This is a genomic window from Mycobacterium fragae, assembly GCF_002102185.1.
Lineage (GTDB): Bacteria > Actinomycetota > Actinomycetes > Mycobacteriales > Mycobacteriaceae > Mycobacterium > Mycobacterium fragae.
This window is the reverse complement of sequence record NZ_LQOW01000024.1, coordinates 26509-42907: the sequence shown is the minus strand read 5'-3', so window position 1 is coordinate 42907 and position 16399 is coordinate 26509. Positions and strand designations below refer to the sequence as shown.

Genomic DNA, 16399 nt, shown 5'->3' with positions numbered 1-16399 from the left:
CGACGAGTGTGCGGCTAGCTTCACATTCGGCGTCGAGTGTGCGGCCAGCTTCACGTTCGCCGCTCGTGGACCACCACTAAACTGGCCGACGTGCTCATTGGTTCGCACGTCCACCAAGACGATCCCCTGGCCGCCGCGCAGGCGGACGGCGCCGACGCGGTGCAGTTCTTCCTCGGCAACCCGCAGAGCTGGAAAAAGCCGAAGCCGCGCGACGACGCCGAGACGCTGAAGGCGTCGACCATGCCGCTGTACGTCCACGCGCCGTACCTGATCAACGTGGCCTCGGCCAACAACCGCATCCGCATCCCGTCGCGCAAGATCTTGCAGGACACTTGCGACGCGGCCTCGGCGATCAATGCGACGGCAGTGATCGTGCACGGCGGTCATGCTGACGACAACGACATGGAGGCCGGCTTCGCGCGTTGGGTCAAGGCTCTGGATTACCTGGAAACAGACGTTCAGATGTATTTGGAGAACACGGCGGGCGGCGACCACGCAATGGCTCGCCACTTCGACACCATCGGTCGGCTCTGGGATCATATCGGCGACAAGGGAATCGGCTTCTGCCTGGATACCTGCCACGCGTGGGCCGCGGGCGAGGAGCTGATCGACGCGGTCGAGCGGATAAAGGCACTGACCGGCCGCATCGACCTGGTGCACTGCAACGACTCAAGGGACGCGGCGGGCTCGGGTGCTGACCGGCATGCCAACTTCGGCACCGGTCAGATCGATCCCGAGCTGCTGGTGGCGGTGGTGCGGGCAGCGGACGCACCGGTCATCTGCGAAACAGCCGACGAGGGACGCAAAGACGACATCGCGTTCCTGCGCGAGCGACTCGGCTGACCGAACCGCAACGCCATGCTCAGGGTTGTCGCAATTCTCGGTGTGGTGCTGGTAGTGGCGGGCTGCCTCACGCGGCAAACGACAGAGCCGTCGACCTTCATCGACGGCACCAGCGTGCACACCATCAATGTCGGCGGACTCGAGCGCACCTACCGCCTCTACAAGCCGAAAGGACTACCGCCGTCGGCGCCGCTAGTCGTCATGCTGCACGGTGGCTTCGGCAGCGGACAGCAGGCCGAAAAAGCCTACGGCTGGGATGATTTGGCGGACGCGTCGAAATTCGTGGTGGCCTATCCCGACGGCCTCAACCGGGCCTGGAACGTCGACGGCGGTGGCTGCTGCGGCCGGCCCGCGAAGGAAGGCGTCGACGACGTCGCCTTCATCACCGCGGTCGTCGGCGACATCGGCAGGAACATCGGCGTCGACCCGTCCCGCGAGTACGCCACCGGCATAAGCAACGGCGGCATCATGTCCTACACGCTGGCGTGCAGGACCGACGTCTTCGCTGCGATCGGCCCGGATGCGGCCACTCAGCTGGACCGGTGTAAGTCTCCGCACCCGACGTCGATCATGCATATTCACGGCACCGCCGATCGGCTCGTTCGTTACGAGGGCGGACGCGGGGAGGGCTGGGCCCACATCGACGGTCCACCGGTGCCGAAGGTGAATGCGTTCTGGCGCAACGTGGATCACTGCGGCGCCCCGGCCATCAGCACCAGCGGTTCGGTCACCACGTCGATTGCCGGATGCCCCGACAACCGCAGCGTCGAACTGGTCACCGTCGACGGCGGCGGCCATCAATGGCCGCGCTTCGCCACGGAGAAGTTGTCGGAATTCTTCGCCGACCACCCACGCTGACCATTACATGCCTTGTGCAGTTGTAGAAAAAATGTAACATTGACGCCATGCCAGATACTCATGCCGTCACCAACCAGGTTCCACCCCTGGAGGAGCACAACCCGGCGTCATCCCCGGTCCTCATCGAGGCGCTGATCCGCGAGGGCGGGCAGTGGGGCGTGGACGAGGTGACCGCGATCGGTGCGATATCCGGTTCCAAGCAGGCGCAACGCTGGGGTGAGCTGGCCGACCGCAACCGGCCGATCCTGCACACCCACGACCGCTACGGCCACCGGATCGACGAGGTCGAATACGACGCCGCCTACCACGAGCTGATGCGCACGGCCATCGAGCACGGTCTGCACGCAGCGCCGTGGGCAGATCCACGGCCCGGCGCGCATGTGGTGCGCGCGGCGAAGACCAGTGTGTGGACCGCCGAAGCCGCCCACATGTGCCCGATTTCGATGGCCTACGCCGTCGTTCCTGCGCTGCGTTGCAACCCCGAGCTCGCCGCCATCTACGAGCCGCTGCTGACCAGCCGGTCATATGACCCCGAGCTCAAGGTGCCGACCACGAAAGTCGGTATCACTGCGGGCATGTCGATGACCGAAAAACAGGGCGGCTCCGACGTCCGCGCCGGCACAACCCAGGCCACCCCGAACGCCGACGGCAGTTATCGGCTGACCGGTCACAAGTGGTTCACCTCGGCGCCGATGTGCGACATCTTCCTGGTGCTCGCCCAGGCGCCGGGTGGGCTGTCGTGTTTTTTCCTGCCTCGAGTGTTGCCCGACGGCACCCGCAACCGGATGCTGTTGCAGCGGCTCAAGGACAAGCTGGGCAATCATGCCAATGCCTCCAGTGAGGTGGAGTACGACGGTGCGACGGCGTGGCTGGTCGGTGAGGAGGGCTGCGGTGTTCGCACCATCATCGAAATGGTCAACCTGACCCGGCTGGACTGCACGCTGGGTAGCGCCACCAGTATGCGCACAGGGCTGACGTTCGCGGTGCATCATGCGCAGCACCGCAAGGCGTTCGGCGCGTATCTGATCGATCAGCCGCTGATGCGTAATGTACTGGCGGATTTGGCCGTTGAGGCCGAGGCCGCCACCATGGTGGCGATGCGGATGGCCGGCGCCACTGACAACTCGGTGCGCGGCGATGAGACCGAGACGTTGTTGCGCCGCATCGGGCTGGCCGCCGCCAAGTACTGGGTGTGCAAGCGCTCCACCCCACACGCTGCCGAGGCGCTGGAGTGTTTGGGCGGCAACGGCTATGTGGAGGACTCGGGGATGCCGCGGCTGTATCGCGAGGCGCCATTGATGGGCATCTGGGAGGGCTCGGGTAATGTCAGCGCACTGGATACCTTGCGCGCCATGGCAACTCGTCCGGAGTGTGTCGAGGTGCTGTTTGACGAGCTGGCCAAGAGCGCGGGCCAGGATCCGCGGCTGGACGCCCACGTCGAGGAGCTGCGCCGGCAGTTGACCGACCTCGAGACCCTCGAGTATCGGGCCCGCAAGGTGGCCGAAGACATCTGCCTGGCGCTGCAGGGCTCGCTGCTGGTGCGGCACGGACATCCGGCAGTGGCCGAAGCTTTCCTGGCTACCCGCCTTGGCGGGCAGTGGGGCGGCGCGTTCGGCACCATGCCGTCCGGGCTGGATCTCGCGCCGATTCTCGAGCGGGCGATGATCAAGGGATGACACGCGCCGGCGACGATCTATTGGGCAGTGATGAGGTGGGGGCACCGCCCGCTTGCGGGGGAGAGCGCCGCTCATGACCTACGCGATCAGACCGGTCGACTTCGACAACCTGAAGACGATGACCTACGAGGTCACCGGTCGGGTTGCGCGGATCACCTTCAACCGCCCCGAGAAGGGCAACGCGATCATCGCCGATACCCCGCTCGAACTGTCGGCCCTCGTGGAGCGGGCCGATCTGGACCCTAACGTCCACGTCATCCTGGTGTCCGGCCGCGGCGAGGGGTTTTGTGCCGGTTTCGATCTGAGCGCCTACGCCGACCGCAGCGGCTCAGCCGGCGGCACCGGCGCATACCAGGGCACGGTCCTCGACGGTAAAACCCAGGCTGTCAACCACTTACCCGATCAGCCGTGGGATCCGATGATCGACTATCAGATGATGAGCCGGTTCGTGCGCGGCTTTTCCAGCCTGATGCACGCCGACAAGCCCACGGTGGTCAAGATCCACGGCTACTGCGTGGCCGGCGGCACCGATATCGCGCTGCACGCCGACCAGGTGATCGCCGCATCCGACGCCAAGATCGGCTACCCGCCGACCCGAGTGTGGGGTGTGCCGGCAGCCGGGCTGTGGGCGCACCGGCTGGGCGACCAGCGAGCCAAACGCCTTCTGCTGACCGGTGATTGCATCACCGGCGCTCAGGCCGCCGAATGGGGGCTGGCGGTCGAGGCGCCGGAGCCGAAAGACCTCGACGAGCGCACTGAGCGACTCGTGGAGCGGATCGCCGCCGTGCCGGTCAATCAGCTGATCATGGTCAAGCTCGCGCTGAATTCCGCTCTGCTGCAACAAGGTGTAGCGACCAGCAGAATGGTCAGCACCGTTTTCGACGGTATCGCCAGGCACACGCCGGAGGGGCATGCGTTCGTCGCCGACGCCGTCGAGCACGGCTTCCGGGACGCCGTCAAGCATCGCGACGAACCGTTCGGCGACTACGGCCGCCAGGCATCCCAGGTGTAGACATGCCGGACATGACAGCGCGGTCGGTGGTACTCAGCGTGCTGCTCGGCGCCCATCCCGCGTGTGCCAGTGCCGGCGAATTGGTCAGGCTCACTTCCGATTTCGGAATCAAGGAGACGACGTTGCGGGTCGCGCTGACCCGCATGGTCGGCGCCGGCGACCTGATCCGCTCCGCAGACGGCTACCGGCTCTCGGAGCGCTTGCTGGCTCGCCAGCGCCGGCAGGACGACGCCATTGATCCACCGGTGCGGCACTGGCAGGGCGAATGGTTCATGCTGATCGTGACCAGCGTGGGCAGTGACGCGCGCACCAGGGCCGCCCTGCGAACTGCGCTGCACGCCAGCCGCTTTGGCGAACTACGTGAAGGGGTGTGGATGCGGCCCGACAACCTGGTGCTGAACCTGGATCCCGAGGTTAACGCACGGGTGCGGGTCCTGCGGGCCCGCGATGACGCCCCCGCCGTGCTGGCCGGCCAGTTGTGGGACCTGCACGGCTGGGCGGCAGCAGGTCACCGGCTGCTCGACGAAATGGCCTCCGCGACCGACATTCCCGGCCGTTTCGTGGTGGCCGCGGCGACGGTACGTCACCTGCTCACCGACCCGGTGCTGCCCCACGAACTCCTGCCGGCCGACTGGCCGGGTGCAGGGCTGCGTGCGGCCTATCACGGCTTCGCGGCCGAGCTGCTCGCACGACGGGAAACAACCCAACTTGTGGAGGCGACATGAGCGATCCGGTACGGGTAGAGCGCAAGGGTCCGGTGACCACGGTGATCCTGGACCGGCCGGAGGCCCGCAACGCCGTCAACGGGCCCACGGCCGCGGGGCTGTTCGCGGCGTTCGAGGAGTTCGACCGCGACGACACCGCGTCGGTGGCAGTGCTGTGGGGCGACAACGGAACCTTCTGCGCTGGCGCCGATTTGAAGGCGTTCAACACACCGGAAGCCAACCAGGTGCACCGGACGGGGCCGGGCCCGATGGGGCCGACGCGGATGGTGCTGTCCAAACCGGTGATCGCCGCGGTCAGTGGTTATGCGGTCGCCGGCGGCCTGGAGCTCGCGTTGTGGTGCGACCTGCGGGTCGCCGAGGAGGACGCGGTGTTCGGGGTGTTCTGCCGCCGCTGGGGCGTGCCGCTGATCGACGGCGGGACCATCCGGTTGCCCAGGCTGATCGGGCAGAGCCGGGCGATGGACATGATCCTCACCGGCCGCGGCGTCGCGGCCGCCGAAGCGCTGGCAATCGGGCTGGCCAACCGCGTTGTGCCCAAGGGGCATGCCCGCGAAGCAGCCGAGCAGCTGGCGGCCGAGTTGGCAGCATTGCCGCAGCAGTGCATGCGGTCGGACCGGATGTCCGCGCTGCACCAGTGGGGGTTCGCCGAATCAGACGCGCTGGATTACGAATTCGCCAGCATCTCCCGAGTGGCCGCCGAAGCGATGGAGGGCGCAGGGCGTTTCGCCGCCGGTGCCGGCCGCCACGGGGCCAGCGCCTAGCCCTTTTTGATCGTGTTGTTCGACCCGAGGTTCTCGACCTTGGGGTCGCCGTTCTTGTAAGTGATCGTGTTGTTGAATCCGACAACGTTGAGTTGGCTGTCGATCTTGTCCAGGGTGATCTTGTTATCTGCACCGCCGATGGTCACCGTCCCGCAGCTGCCTTTGACGGTCAGCGTGTTGTTGGACCCACCGACGTTCAGGGATTTACCGTTGGCGCAATCGATTTCGGTGGTCGTTCCAAACGACCCGTAGTTGATCGTGTTGCCGATGTCGAACTGCGCGGTCGTCGCAGAGCTGCTAGAGGATGAAGTCGAAGAGGAGGTCGGAGCCGCGGGCTTGTTCTTCGGTCCGCAGGCGGCCAGCCCTGCCACGACCACCAGGGCAGACAACGTCAAAACAAACGCGCGCATATTTCCTCGATTCGTCGATTTACGTCGAGACATGATTGATGCGGTTGACCATGCCCAGTTCGCGCCCACGGTCCCAGACGACGGGATCGCCGTTCTTGTAATAGATCGACTCGTCCCAGCCGTAGACGGTGATGTCGTGGACGACGGTGTCGGCGATCACGGTGTGACCCGAGCCCATCACCGTCACCGCCCAACAGGTTCCTAGCGCGTTGATGGTGTTCGATGTGCCGTCGACTATCAGCGTCGCGTTGTTGCAGTCGATCGTCTGGTCCAGGCCCTGCCCCGTGATGTGGGTGTCACCGTTTTTGGCGTGTGCGATCGGCGCGCCCGCGGCGAGTACAAAAGGGATCGCGATCGCGCTCGCGGCCAAGACCCGGCCTGGGCTTGTCGGTTTCAACCGCGGGCTCCTCTCGGAATGGCGGGTGATCTGCAGGACTGAGCGTACGTGTTCCAAGACGCAGTCAACTAGAGTTCTTCGTCGACTACGCAAGAAGGGCGACCGTCATGGCAGCTGAGCCGGAGCCACCGAGCACCCGGTCGCGTGCCACCGGAAAGTCGGGGGCCCGTCCGGCGAAACTGAGCCGCGAGATCATCGTCAACGCCGCGCTGACCTTTCTGGACCGCGAGGGGTGGGACGCGCTGACGATCAATGCGCTGGCGACGCAGCTCGGAACCAAAGGACCGTCGCTGTACAACCACGTGGAAAGCCTCGAGGACCTGCGGCGCACGGTGCGGATGCGGGTGATCGACGACATTCTCACGATGCTGAACCGAGCCGGCGAAGGTCGGGTCGGCGACGATGCGGTGCTGGTGATGGCCAGCGCCTACCGCAGCTACGCCCACCACCACCCAGGGCGGTATTCGGCGTTCACCCGGATGCCGCTGGGCGGCGACGACCCGGAGTTCACCGCCGCCACCAAGGGCGCGGCGGCACCGGTGATGGCGGTGTTGTCCTCCTACGGTCTCGACGATGAGCAGGCCTTTTACGCGGCGTTGGAGTTCTGGTCGGCGATGCACGGGTTTGTGCTGCTGGAGATGACGGGCGCCATGGACGACATCATCGACACCGACACGCTGTTCTCCGACATGGTGCTGCGGCTGGCGGCGGGGCTGCAGCGCCGGTAGTAGGGGTGCGCGCGCTTTGACCTGCACGACCACCGGCGGGTATTGTGTGTGCTCGTGCCTGGCGGCTCTAGGCGCAGACCTAAGGCGCGCACGCCGGGCCAATTCGCATGTCCATGACGCAACGACGAGTTCAGCGGCGGGTGCGTGCGACACACCCGGCCGCGGGGGACGTGGTTGATCCCAAGGCTGGGCATAACTGCACTACAGAGACGACACAGAAAGCCGGTAGATGCCAACCATTCAGCAGCTGGTCCGCAAGGGTCGCCGCGACAAGATCGGAAAGGTCAAGACCGCGGCCCTCAAGGGGAGCCCGCAGCGCCGTGGCGTGTGCACCCGCGTGTACACCACGACTCCGAAGAAGCCGAACTCGGCGCTTCGCAAGGTCGCGCGCGTCAAGCTGACCAGCCAGGTTGAGGTCACGGCTTACATTCCCGGCGAGGGCCACAACCTGCAGGAACACTCGATGGTGCTGGTGCGTGGCGGCCGGGTGAAGGACCTGCCGGGCGTGCGCTACAAGATCATCCGCGGCTCGCTCGACACCCAGGGCGTCAAGAACCGCAAGCAGGCTCGCAGCCGCTACGGTGCCAAGAAGGAGAAGGGCTGATGCCGCGCAAGGGTCCCGCGCCGAAGCGTCCGCTGGTCAATGACCCGGTCTACGGGTCGCAGCTGGTCACCCAGCTGGTGAACAAAGTTCTCCTGAAAGGGAAGAAATCGCTCGCCGAGCGCATTGTTTACGGTGCGCTCGAACAGGCTCGCGAAAAGACAGGCACCGACCCGGTGATCACGCTCAAGCGGGCTCTCGACAACGTAAAGCCGGCCCTCGAGGTGCGCAGCCGCCGTGTCGGTGGTGCCACCTATCAGGTGCCCGTCGAGGTGCGGCCGGACCGGTCCACCACGCTGGCACTGCGGTGGCTGGTCAGCTTCTCCCGGCAGCGTCGGGAAAAGACCATGGTCGAGCGCCTGGCAAACGAGATCCTGGATGCCAGCAACGGCCTCGGGGCTTCGGTCAAACGACGCGAGGACACCCACAAGATGGCCGAGGCAAACCGCGCCTTCGCGCACTATCGCTGGTGATACCGGGCCGGCGAGCAGCGGAGCCGCCGAGCCCAACAGCGAACGACTAACTAGAGCAACCGAAAGAGTGGGAAGACTTCTGTGGCACAGAAGGACGTACTGACCGACCTGAGCAAGGTCCGCAACTTCGGCATCATGGCGCACATCGATGCCGGTAAGACGACGACGACCGAGCGCATCCTGTACTACACCGGCATCAACTACAAGATCGGTGAGGTGCACGACGGCGCCGCCACCATGGACTGGATGGAGCAGGAACAGGAGCGGGGCATCACCATCACCTCCGCGGCCACCACCACGTTCTGGAAAGACAATCAGCTCAACATCATCGACACCCCCGGGCACGTCGACTTCACCGTCGAGGTGGAGCGCAACCTGCGGGTGCTCGACGGCGCCGTCGCGGTCTTCGACGGCAAGGAGGGCGTCGAGCCGCAGTCCGAGCAGGTGTGGCGGCAGGCCGACAAATACAACGTTCCGCGTATCTGCTTCGTCAACAAGATGGACAAGATCGGCGCCGACTTTTACTTCTCGGTCAAGACGATGGAGGAGCGCCTCGGTGCCAACGCGGTGCCGATCCAGCTGCCCATCGGCTCGGAAAGCGAGTTCGAGGGCGTCGTCGACCTGGTCGAGATGAACGCCAAGGTCTGGCGCGGCGAAACCAAACTCGGTGAGAAGTACGACGTCGTCGACATTCCGGCCGAGCTCGCCGAGACGGCCGAGGAATACCGCACCAAGCTGATCGAGACCGTCGCCGAGTCCGACGAGGATCTGCTGGAGAAGTACGTCGGCGGCGAGGAGATCACGGTCGACGAGATCAAGGCCGCGATCCGCAAGCTGACGGTCGCCATTCAGATCACCCCGGTGCTGTGCGGCAGCGCGTTCAAGAACAAGGGCGTGCAGCCGATGCTCGACGCGGTCGTCGACTACCTGCCGTCGCCGCTGGACGTGCCGCCCGCCGTGGGCCACGCGCCCGGCCACGAGGACGAGGAGGTCGTCCGCCACGCCAGCACCGACGAGCCGTTCTCGGCGCTGGCCTTCAAGATCGCCTCGCATCCGTTCTTCGGCAAGCTGACCTACATCCGGGTCTACTCCGGCAAGGTCGACTCCGGCAGCCAGGTCATCAACGCGACCAAGGGCAAAAAGGAGCGGCTGGGCAAGCTCTTCCAGATGCACTCCAACAAGGAGAACCCGGTGGACACCGCCTCGGCGGGCCACATCTACGCGGTGATCGGCCTGAAGGACACCACCACCGGTGACACCCTCTCCGACCCGAACCACCAGGTCGTGCTGGAGTCGATGACCTTCCCCGACCCGGTCATCGAGGTGGCCATCGAGCCGAAGACCAAGAGCGACCAGGAGAAGCTGAGCCAGTCGATCCAGAAGCTGGCCGAGGAGGACCCGACGTTCAAGGTGCATCAGGACACCGAGACCGGGCAGACCGTGATCGGCGGCATGGGCGAGCTGCACCTTGACATCCTGGTGGACCGGATGCGCCGGGAGTTCAAGGTCGAGGCCAACGTCGGCAAGCCACAGGTGGCGTACAAGGAGACGATCCGCCGCAGGGTGGAGAACGTCGAGTACACCCACAAGAAGCAGACCGGTGGCTCCGGGCAGTTTGCCAAAGTCATCATCACCGTGGAGCCGTTCACCGGTGAAGACGGCGCCACCTACGAGTTCGAGAACAAGGTCACCGGCGGCCGCATACCGCGCGAGTACATCCCGTCGGTGGACGCCGGCGCCCAGGACGCCATGCAATACGGGGTGCTGGCCGGCTACCCGCTGGTGAACCTGAAGGTCACGCTGCAAGACGGCGCCTACCACGACGTCGACTCGTCGGAGATGGCGTTCAAGATCGCCGGCTCGCAGGCCTTAAAGAAGGCGGCCGGACAGGCGCAGCCGGTGATCCTGGAACCGATCATGGCCGTCGAGGTCATCACGCCAGAGGACTACATGGGCGACGTGATCGGCGACCTGAACTCCCGCCGTGGCCAGATCCAGGCCATGGAGGAGCGCAGCGGTGCGCGCGTGGTCAAGGCGCACGTGCCGCTGTCGGAGATGTTCGGCTACGTCGGCGACCTGCGGTCCAAGACACAGGGCCGGGCTAATTACTCCATGGTGTTCGACTCGTATGCCGAAGTGCCGGCAAACGTCTCGAAGGAGATCATCGCGAAGGCGACGGGCGAGTAAACAACCAGGATTTGCTGGGGGTAACCTGACTCGGTCACTACCGCGGCACAACTGAAAACATCAACACTGCTTTAACGAGCACCAACAAGTCCAGGAGGACACAGAAGTGGCGAAGGCGAAGTTCGAGCGGACGAAGCCGCACGTCAACATCGGGACCATCGGTCACGTTGACCACGGCAAGACCACACTGACCGCGGCTATCACCAAGGTCCTGCACGAGAAGTATCCCGACGTGAACGAGACGAAGGCGTTCGACCAGATCGACAACGCGCCCGAGGAGCGTCAGCGCGGTATCACCATCAACATCGCGCACGTGGAGTACCAGACCGAGAAGCGGCACTACGCCCACGTCGACGCCCCGGGCCACGCCGACTACATCAAGAACATGATCACCGGCGCCGCCCAGATGGATGGCGCGATCCTGGTGGTCGCCGCCACTGACGGCCCGATGCCGCAGACCCGTGAGCACGTGCTGCTGGCCCGTCAGGTCGGCGTGCCCTACATCCTGGTCGCGCTGAACAAGGCCGACATGGTCGACGACGAGGAGCTGCTCGAGCTCGTCGAGATGGAGGTCCGTGAGCTGCTGGCCGCCCAGGAGTTCGACGAGGACGCCCCGGTCATCCGGGTATCGGCGCTGAAGGCGCTCGAGGGCGACCCGAAGTGGGTCGGTGGCATCGAGGAGCTGATGAACGCGGTCGACGAGTCGATCCCCGACCCGGTCCGCGAGACCGACAAGCCGTTCCTGATGCCCGTCGAGGACGTGTTCACCATCACAGGCCGCGGCACCGTGGTGACCGGCCGTGTCGAGCGCGGCGTGATCAACGTCAACGAGGAAGTCGAGATCGTCGGCATCCGGCCCGAGACCACCAAGACCACGGTCACCGGCGTGGAGATGTTCCGCAAGCTGCTGGACCAGGGTCAGGCCGGTGACAACGTCGGTCTGCTGCTGCGTGGTGTCAAGCGTGAGGATGTCGAGCGCGGCCAGGTCGTCACCAAGCCCGGCACCACCACCCCGCACACCGAGTTCGAGGGCCAGGTGTACGTGCTGTCCAAGGACGAGGGTGGTCGGCACACGCCGTTCTTCAACAACTACCGTCCGCAGTTCTACTTCCGCACCACCGACGTGACCGGTGTGGTGACGCTACCGGAGGGCACCGAGATGGTGATGCCCGGTGACAACACCAACATCCAGGTGAAGCTGATCCAGCCCGTCGCCATGGACGAGGGTCTGCGCTTCGCGATCCGCGAGGGCGGCCGCACCGTCGGCGCCGGTCGGGTCACGAAGATCATCAAGTAGTTTCCTGCGCGACCGCGACGGCAAGCGGCGCTCATCCGAAAGGGTGGGCGCCGTTTTGCATGAAGCGCTACTCTCACGCAATGTTCTGGCGCTATCTCAAATCGCAACTGTTGGTCCTGCTGTGCGGGGGCCTGGTGGGCCCGATCTTCTTGATCACGTACTTCGCGCTGGGCCAATACAGCTTGATCAAGTGGATGTTCTACGTCGGTTTGCTGATCACCGCCGTCGACGTGCTGATTGCTCTGGCCCTCGCCAACTTCGGGGCGACATCGGCCGCCAAGAACGCCGCGCTGGAGCAGAGCGGAGTGCTGGCGCTCGCGCAGATCATGGGAATCAAGGAGACCGGGACACGCATCAACGAACAGCCGTTGGTCAAACTGCAGTTGCATATCTCCGGATCCGGCTTCACGCCATTCGACAGCGAAGACCGGGTGATCGCCAGCGTCAGCAGGCTGGGCAACATCACCGCGCGCAAGCTGGTGGTCCTCGTCGATCCGGCCACCCAGGAGTACCGGATCGATTGGGAGCGAAGCGCCTTGGTCAACGGCCTGGTGCCCGCGCAGTTCACCCTCGCAGAGGACAACCAGACTTATGACCTGAGCGGGCAGGCCGGCCCGCTGATGGAGATACTGCAGATCCTGAAGGCCAACAACATTCCGCTGAACCAGATGGTCGACATCCGCTCCAACCCGGCGCTGCGTCAGCAGATCCAGGCCGTGGTTCGCCGAGCGGCTGCCCAGCCGGCCACGGCCCCCGCGGTTGGCGGCGCAGCACCGGAAAAGCCGTCCGTCGGCGAACGGCTGCAGGAGCTCGAGGCGCTGCGCCATTCCGGCGCGCTGACCGACGAGGAATACGCCAGCAAGCGGGCCCAGATCATCGCCGACATCTGACTTCCCAGCCGATTAGAACACGTTCCAGTTTCGCTGCTAGCCTGGTCGGCAGCCCGGCGAAAGGGGCGTGTGTTGTCCGAAGCATTGCAGGGGCGGGTGGCCTTTGTCACCGGTGCCGCGCGCGGCCAGGGGCGCGCGCACGCGATCCGGCTGGCCCGCGAGGGCGCCGACGTCATCGCCTTGGACATCTGCGCTCCGGTGTCCGACTGCATCACCTACCCGCCGGCCACTCCCGAGGAGCTGGCAGAGACCGCCCACGGGGTGGAGGCCGAAGGGCGCAAGGTTCTGGCCCGCGAGGTCGACATCCGCGACGATGCCGCGCTGCGCCAGCTGGTCGCCGACGGCGTCGAGCAGTTCGGCCGACTCGACATTCTGGTTGCCAACGCGGGCGTGCTGGGTTGGGGACGGCTCTGGGAGCTCTCCGACGAGGAGTGGGACACCGTGATCGGGGTCAACCTAACGGGCACCTGGCGCACAGTGCGAGCGGTTGTGCCGGCGATGATCGAGGCCGGCAACGGCGGGTCGATCGTGGTGGTCAGCTCGTCGGCCGGGCTGAAGGCCACGCCGGGCAACGGCCACTACGCGGCGACCAAGCACGGGCTGGTAGCACTGACCAATACGCTGGCGATCGAGCTGAGCGAGTTCGGCATCAGGGTCAACTCCATTCATCCCTACTCGGTCAAAACGCCGATGATCGAGCCGGACCTGATGGCGCAGGTGTTCTCCGAGCACCCCCACTACATCCACAGTTTCGGGCCAATGCCGCTGCAGCCCAAGGGCTTCATGACACCGGAGGAAGTGTCCGATGTCGTGGTATGGCTCGCCGGTGACGGCTCGGGTACGTTGACGGGGGCGCAGATCCCTGTCGACAAGGGCGTTTTGAAATACTAGCTTCGGCCAGCGCCTCAGCGAATCGGTCTATGGCCCAGTCGATTTCCGCTGCGGTGATGACAAGCGGCGGAGCGAAACGCAACGTCGACTCTTGGGTGTCCTTGACCAGGACGCCGCGCTCGACGAGTCGCAGGCTCAGTTGTCGCGCGGTGCCCAGCTCTGCGTCGACGTCGACGCCGGCCCACAACCCACGGCCGCGCACCGCGAGCACGCCATGACCGATCAGTCCTCGCAACCGCTCATGCAGTTGCTCACCGAGATGCGCTGAGCGCTGCTGGAATTCACCGCGCTCGAGCATCGAAACCACAGTGCACCCGATGGCCGCGGCGAACGGGTTCCCACCGAACGTCGACCCGTGCTCGCCGGGCCGCAGCACGCCCAAGACGTCGCGGTCGGCGACCACCGCCGACAGCGGCACCACTCCACCGCCCAATGCCTTGCCCAGCAGGTAGATGTCGGGCACCACATCCCAGTGGTCACACGCGAAGGTGCGTCCGGTGCGGGCCAGCCCGGACTGGATCTCGTCGGCGATCAGCAACACGTTGCGGGCGCTGCAGATCGCCCGCACGGCGGGCAGATACTGCTCCGGGGGCACGATGACGCCGGCCTCGCCCTGAATCGGCTCCAACAGCACCGCGACGGTGTTCTCGTCGATGGCGTCGGCCAGTGCGTCGGCGTCACCGAACGGCACCGAAAGAAAACCGGGCGTGAACGGGCCGAAACCTCGGCGGGCTGTCTGGTCGGACGAAAAGCTGACGATGCTGATGGTTCGGCCGTGAAAGTTGTTGTCCGCCACCACGATGTTCGCGCAATCGGCGGGCACGCCATTGACCTCGGTGCCCCACTTGCGCGCGACCTTCAGGCCGCTCTCCACTGCTTCGGCGCCGCTGTTCATCGGCAACACCATGTCTTTGCCGCACAGCGTCGCCAGTGCCCCGCAGAACCGGCCCAGCGCTTCGGCGTGAAACGCGCGGCTGACGAGCGTCAGGGTGTCCAACTGAGCATGGGCGGTCGCGGTGATCTCGGCGTTGCGATGCCCGAAGTTCACCGCGGAATAGGCGGCCAGGCAGTCCAGGTAGCGACGGCCCTCGACATCGGTGATCCACGCGCCCTCGGCGCTGGCGGCCACCACCGGCAGCGGGCGGTAGTTGTGCGCGGTGTAGCGTTCATCGACGCCGATGGCCGACGCGGTGCGCGTTCCGGTAGTCGCGGTGTCTAGGACGCTCACGAATACACCTCCAGCGTGCAGCATTTGGCTGATCCGCCGCCCTTGAGCAGCTCGGACATCTGCACGCCGATCGGCTCGAAGCCGGCCTGGGCCAACTGCTCGGCGAAGCCGACCGCCCCGGCCGGGTAGACCACGTGGCGGCCGTCCGAGACGGCGTTGAGTCCGAAGGCCTGGGCGTCGGCGGCGCCGACCACGATCGCGTCTGGGAACAGGGCCTTCAGTTGCGCGCGGGAATGTGCGCTAAAGGCCGGCGGGAAATACGCGACGGTAGTGTCGTCGAGCACCGCCAGCGCGGTGTCGAGGTGGTAGAAGCGCGGATTCACCAGCTGCAATCCGACAACCGGGAGGCCGACGATCTCGGCGATCTCGGCGTGCGCCCGCACGTCGGTACGGAAACCCGTTCCGGCCAAGATCATTTCGCCGACCGGCAGCAGGTCGCCTTGGCCTTCGTTGACGTGGCGCGTGGACACCGGTGTATAGCCCCGCCGTCTCATCCAGTGCGCGTAGGCGATCGACTCCCGTTGGCGCTGCGGATATTTGAACCGAGCGACAACCGCTGTGCCGTTGACGATCAGCCCGCCGTTGGCCGCGTAGACCATGTCGGGCAGGCCGGGAGCCGGATCGACCAGCTCGACAACGTGACCCAGCCGGCGGTAGGTGTCGCGCAGGTTCTCCCACTGCGCCACCGCGATACCGCGGTCCACGGGCGTGGCGGGGTCCATCCACGGGTTGATTGCATAGTCGACGGCGAAAAACCTCGGCGGTGTCATGACGTAGTGCCGTATCCGCGCCGTGCGGCTGGGCGCGTCGAGGACATCGCGTGCCGCGGCCACTATCGAGTCGGCGAAGATCGTCATAATTCGACGATATGGGAGGCCGGTGACGCAAGGCATGATCACCTCTTGCGTCCATAGGCGCGATCTATTGTGTAAATTCGCGTGTCGCGGCAGTCTGTTGTGTCAGGAGGGCCAATGAGCCGGTTGGACGTTATCGACGAGCAGATTCTGGCCGAGCTTGCGCAGCATGCCCGGGCAACCTTCGCCGAGATCGGCGAGCGGGTGAAGCTATCTGCCCCAGCGGTCAAACGCCGCGTCGACCGGATGCTGGACAGCGGTGTGATCCGAGGGTTCACCACCATCATCGACCGCAATGCGGTGGGCTGGAACACCGAGGCCTACGCGCAGGTCTACTGCCACGGCAGGATCTCGCCCGACGAGCTGCGGCGAGCCTGGGCCGACATTCCCGAAGTGGTCAGCGCCGCAACGGTAACCGGTACGGCCGATGCCATCCTGCATGTGCTGGCCCGCGACATGAGCCATCTGGAGGACGCTCTGGAGCGCATCCGCACCGCCGCTGACATCGAACGCACCGAGAGCATCGTCGTGCTCTCCAACCTCATCGACCGCTCGAGGGCCGGGTGAA

General features: G+C 65.5%; 18 protein-coding genes. 14 read left to right on the top strand and 4 right to left on the bottom strand.

Annotation, left to right across the window (positions count from 1 at the left end; translation table 11 throughout):
- Positions 1-90 precede the first annotated feature (90 nt).
- The 6 genes from AWC06_RS11105 (at position 91) to AWC06_RS11080 (ending at position 5875) form a co-directional block, all read left to right on the top strand.
- The gene (locus AWC06_RS11105; protein WP_085198004.1) at positions 91-843 is read left to right on the top strand and encodes a deoxyribonuclease IV; all 753 of its coding nucleotides are present in this window, start codon (positions 91-93) and stop codon (positions 841-843) included.
- A gap of 15 nt (positions 844-858) precedes the next feature.
- Entirely contained in the window at positions 859-1701 is an 843-nt protein-coding gene (locus AWC06_RS11100; protein WP_085197311.1) for a CE1 family esterase, read from the top strand.
- A gap of 47 nt (positions 1702-1748) precedes the next feature.
- Positions 1749-3377, top strand: a complete 1629-nt coding sequence (locus tag AWC06_RS11095; RefSeq protein WP_085197310.1) for an acyl-CoA dehydrogenase family protein — start codon at positions 1749-1751, stop codon at positions 3375-3377.
- Between the two features lie 73 nt (positions 3378-3450).
- Complete coding sequence (locus tag AWC06_RS11090) at positions 3451-4389, top strand: crotonase/enoyl-CoA hydratase family protein (protein WP_085197308.1); 939 nt, start codon at positions 3451-3453, stop codon at positions 4387-4389.
- Positions 4390-4391: 2 nt separating this feature from the next.
- Complete coding sequence (locus tag AWC06_RS11085; protein WP_085197306.1) at positions 4392-5114, top strand: PaaX family transcriptional regulator C-terminal domain-containing protein; 723 nt, start codon at positions 4392-4394, stop codon at positions 5112-5114.
- On the top strand, positions 5111-5875 hold the full coding sequence (locus tag AWC06_RS11080) for a crotonase/enoyl-CoA hydratase family protein (protein ID WP_085197304.1): 765 nt from the start codon (positions 5111-5113) through the stop codon (positions 5873-5875). Before AWC06_RS11085 ends, AWC06_RS11080 begins: the two co-directional genes overlap by 4 nt.
- Here the strand turns inward: AWC06_RS11080 and AWC06_RS11075 are convergent.
- Together AWC06_RS11075 and AWC06_RS11070 are read right to left on the bottom strand one after the other, a co-directional pair.
- Positions 5872-6285 carry a DUF3060 domain-containing protein gene (locus tag AWC06_RS11075; RefSeq protein WP_085197302.1) on the bottom strand — a complete coding sequence of 138 codons (414 nt, stop codon included), beginning with the start codon at positions 6283-6285 and terminating at the stop codon, positions 5872-5874. The genes AWC06_RS11080 and AWC06_RS11075 overlap by 4 nt on opposite strands.
- Before the next feature lie 19 nt (positions 6286-6304).
- The gene (locus AWC06_RS11070; RefSeq protein ID WP_085198001.1) at positions 6305-6682 is read right to left on the bottom strand and encodes a DUF3060 domain-containing protein; all 378 of its coding nucleotides are present in this window, start codon (positions 6680-6682) and stop codon (positions 6305-6307) included.
- Between the two features lie 107 nt (positions 6683-6789).
- Here AWC06_RS11070 and AWC06_RS11065 point away from each other — a divergent pair, with 107 nt between their 5' ends.
- From AWC06_RS11065 to AWC06_RS11035, 7 genes are all read left to right on the top strand, one after another.
- Entirely contained in the window at positions 6790-7410 is a 621-nt protein-coding gene (locus AWC06_RS11065; protein WP_085197300.1) for a TetR/AcrR family transcriptional regulator, read from the top strand.
- Positions 7411-7639: 229 nt separating this feature from the next.
- Complete coding sequence (gene rpsL / locus AWC06_RS11060) at positions 7640-8014, top strand: 30S ribosomal protein S12 (protein WP_003923350.1); 375 nt, start codon at positions 7640-7642, stop codon at positions 8012-8014.
- Positions 8014-8484 carry a 30S ribosomal protein S7 gene (gene rpsG / locus AWC06_RS11055; RefSeq protein ID WP_045382601.1) on the top strand — a complete coding sequence of 157 codons (471 nt, stop codon included), beginning with the start codon at positions 8014-8016 and terminating at the stop codon, positions 8482-8484. The genes rpsL and rpsG overlap by 1 nt, the downstream gene beginning before the upstream one ends.
- Positions 8485-8565: 81 nt before the next feature.
- On the top strand, positions 8566-10671 hold the full coding sequence (gene fusA / locus AWC06_RS11050) for an elongation factor G (protein WP_085197298.1): 2106 nt from the start codon (positions 8566-8568) through the stop codon (positions 10669-10671).
- Positions 10672-10777: 106 nt separating this feature from the next.
- A complete protein-coding gene (gene tuf, locus AWC06_RS11045) occupies positions 10778-11968 on the top strand; it encodes an elongation factor Tu (protein WP_085197296.1) in 1191 nt (396 codons plus the stop codon).
- Positions 11969-12048: 80 nt separating this feature from the next.
- A complete protein-coding gene (locus AWC06_RS11040; RefSeq protein WP_085197294.1) occupies positions 12049-12858 on the top strand; it encodes an SHOCT domain-containing protein in 810 nt (269 codons plus the stop codon).
- A gap of 72 nt (positions 12859-12930) precedes the next feature.
- Complete coding sequence (locus AWC06_RS11035; RefSeq protein ID WP_085197999.1) at positions 12931-13749, top strand: mycofactocin-coupled SDR family oxidoreductase; 819 nt, start codon at positions 12931-12933, stop codon at positions 13747-13749.
- On the opposite strand, the gene rocD is transcribed toward AWC06_RS11035, so the two are convergent.
- Together rocD and ddaH are read right to left on the bottom strand one after the other, a co-directional pair.
- Positions 13640-15001, bottom strand: a complete 1362-nt coding sequence (rocD, locus tag AWC06_RS11030) for an ornithine--oxo-acid transaminase (RefSeq protein ID WP_085197292.1) — start codon at positions 14999-15001, stop codon at positions 13640-13642. The genes AWC06_RS11035 and rocD overlap by 110 nt on opposite strands.
- Positions 14974-15834, bottom strand: coding sequence for a dimethylargininase (gene ddaH, locus AWC06_RS11025; RefSeq protein ID WP_085197290.1), 861 nt, complete (start codon positions 15832-15834; stop codon positions 14974-14976). The genes rocD and ddaH overlap by 28 nt, the downstream gene beginning before the upstream one ends.
- Positions 15835-15948: 114 nt before the next feature.
- On the opposite strand from ddaH, the gene AWC06_RS11020 reads away from it, so the two are divergent.
- Positions 15949-16398, top strand: coding sequence for an Rv2324 family transcriptional regulator (locus AWC06_RS11020; RefSeq protein ID WP_085197288.1), 450 nt, complete (start codon positions 15949-15951; stop codon positions 16396-16398).
- The last annotated feature ends 1 nt before the right edge of the window (position 16399 follow it).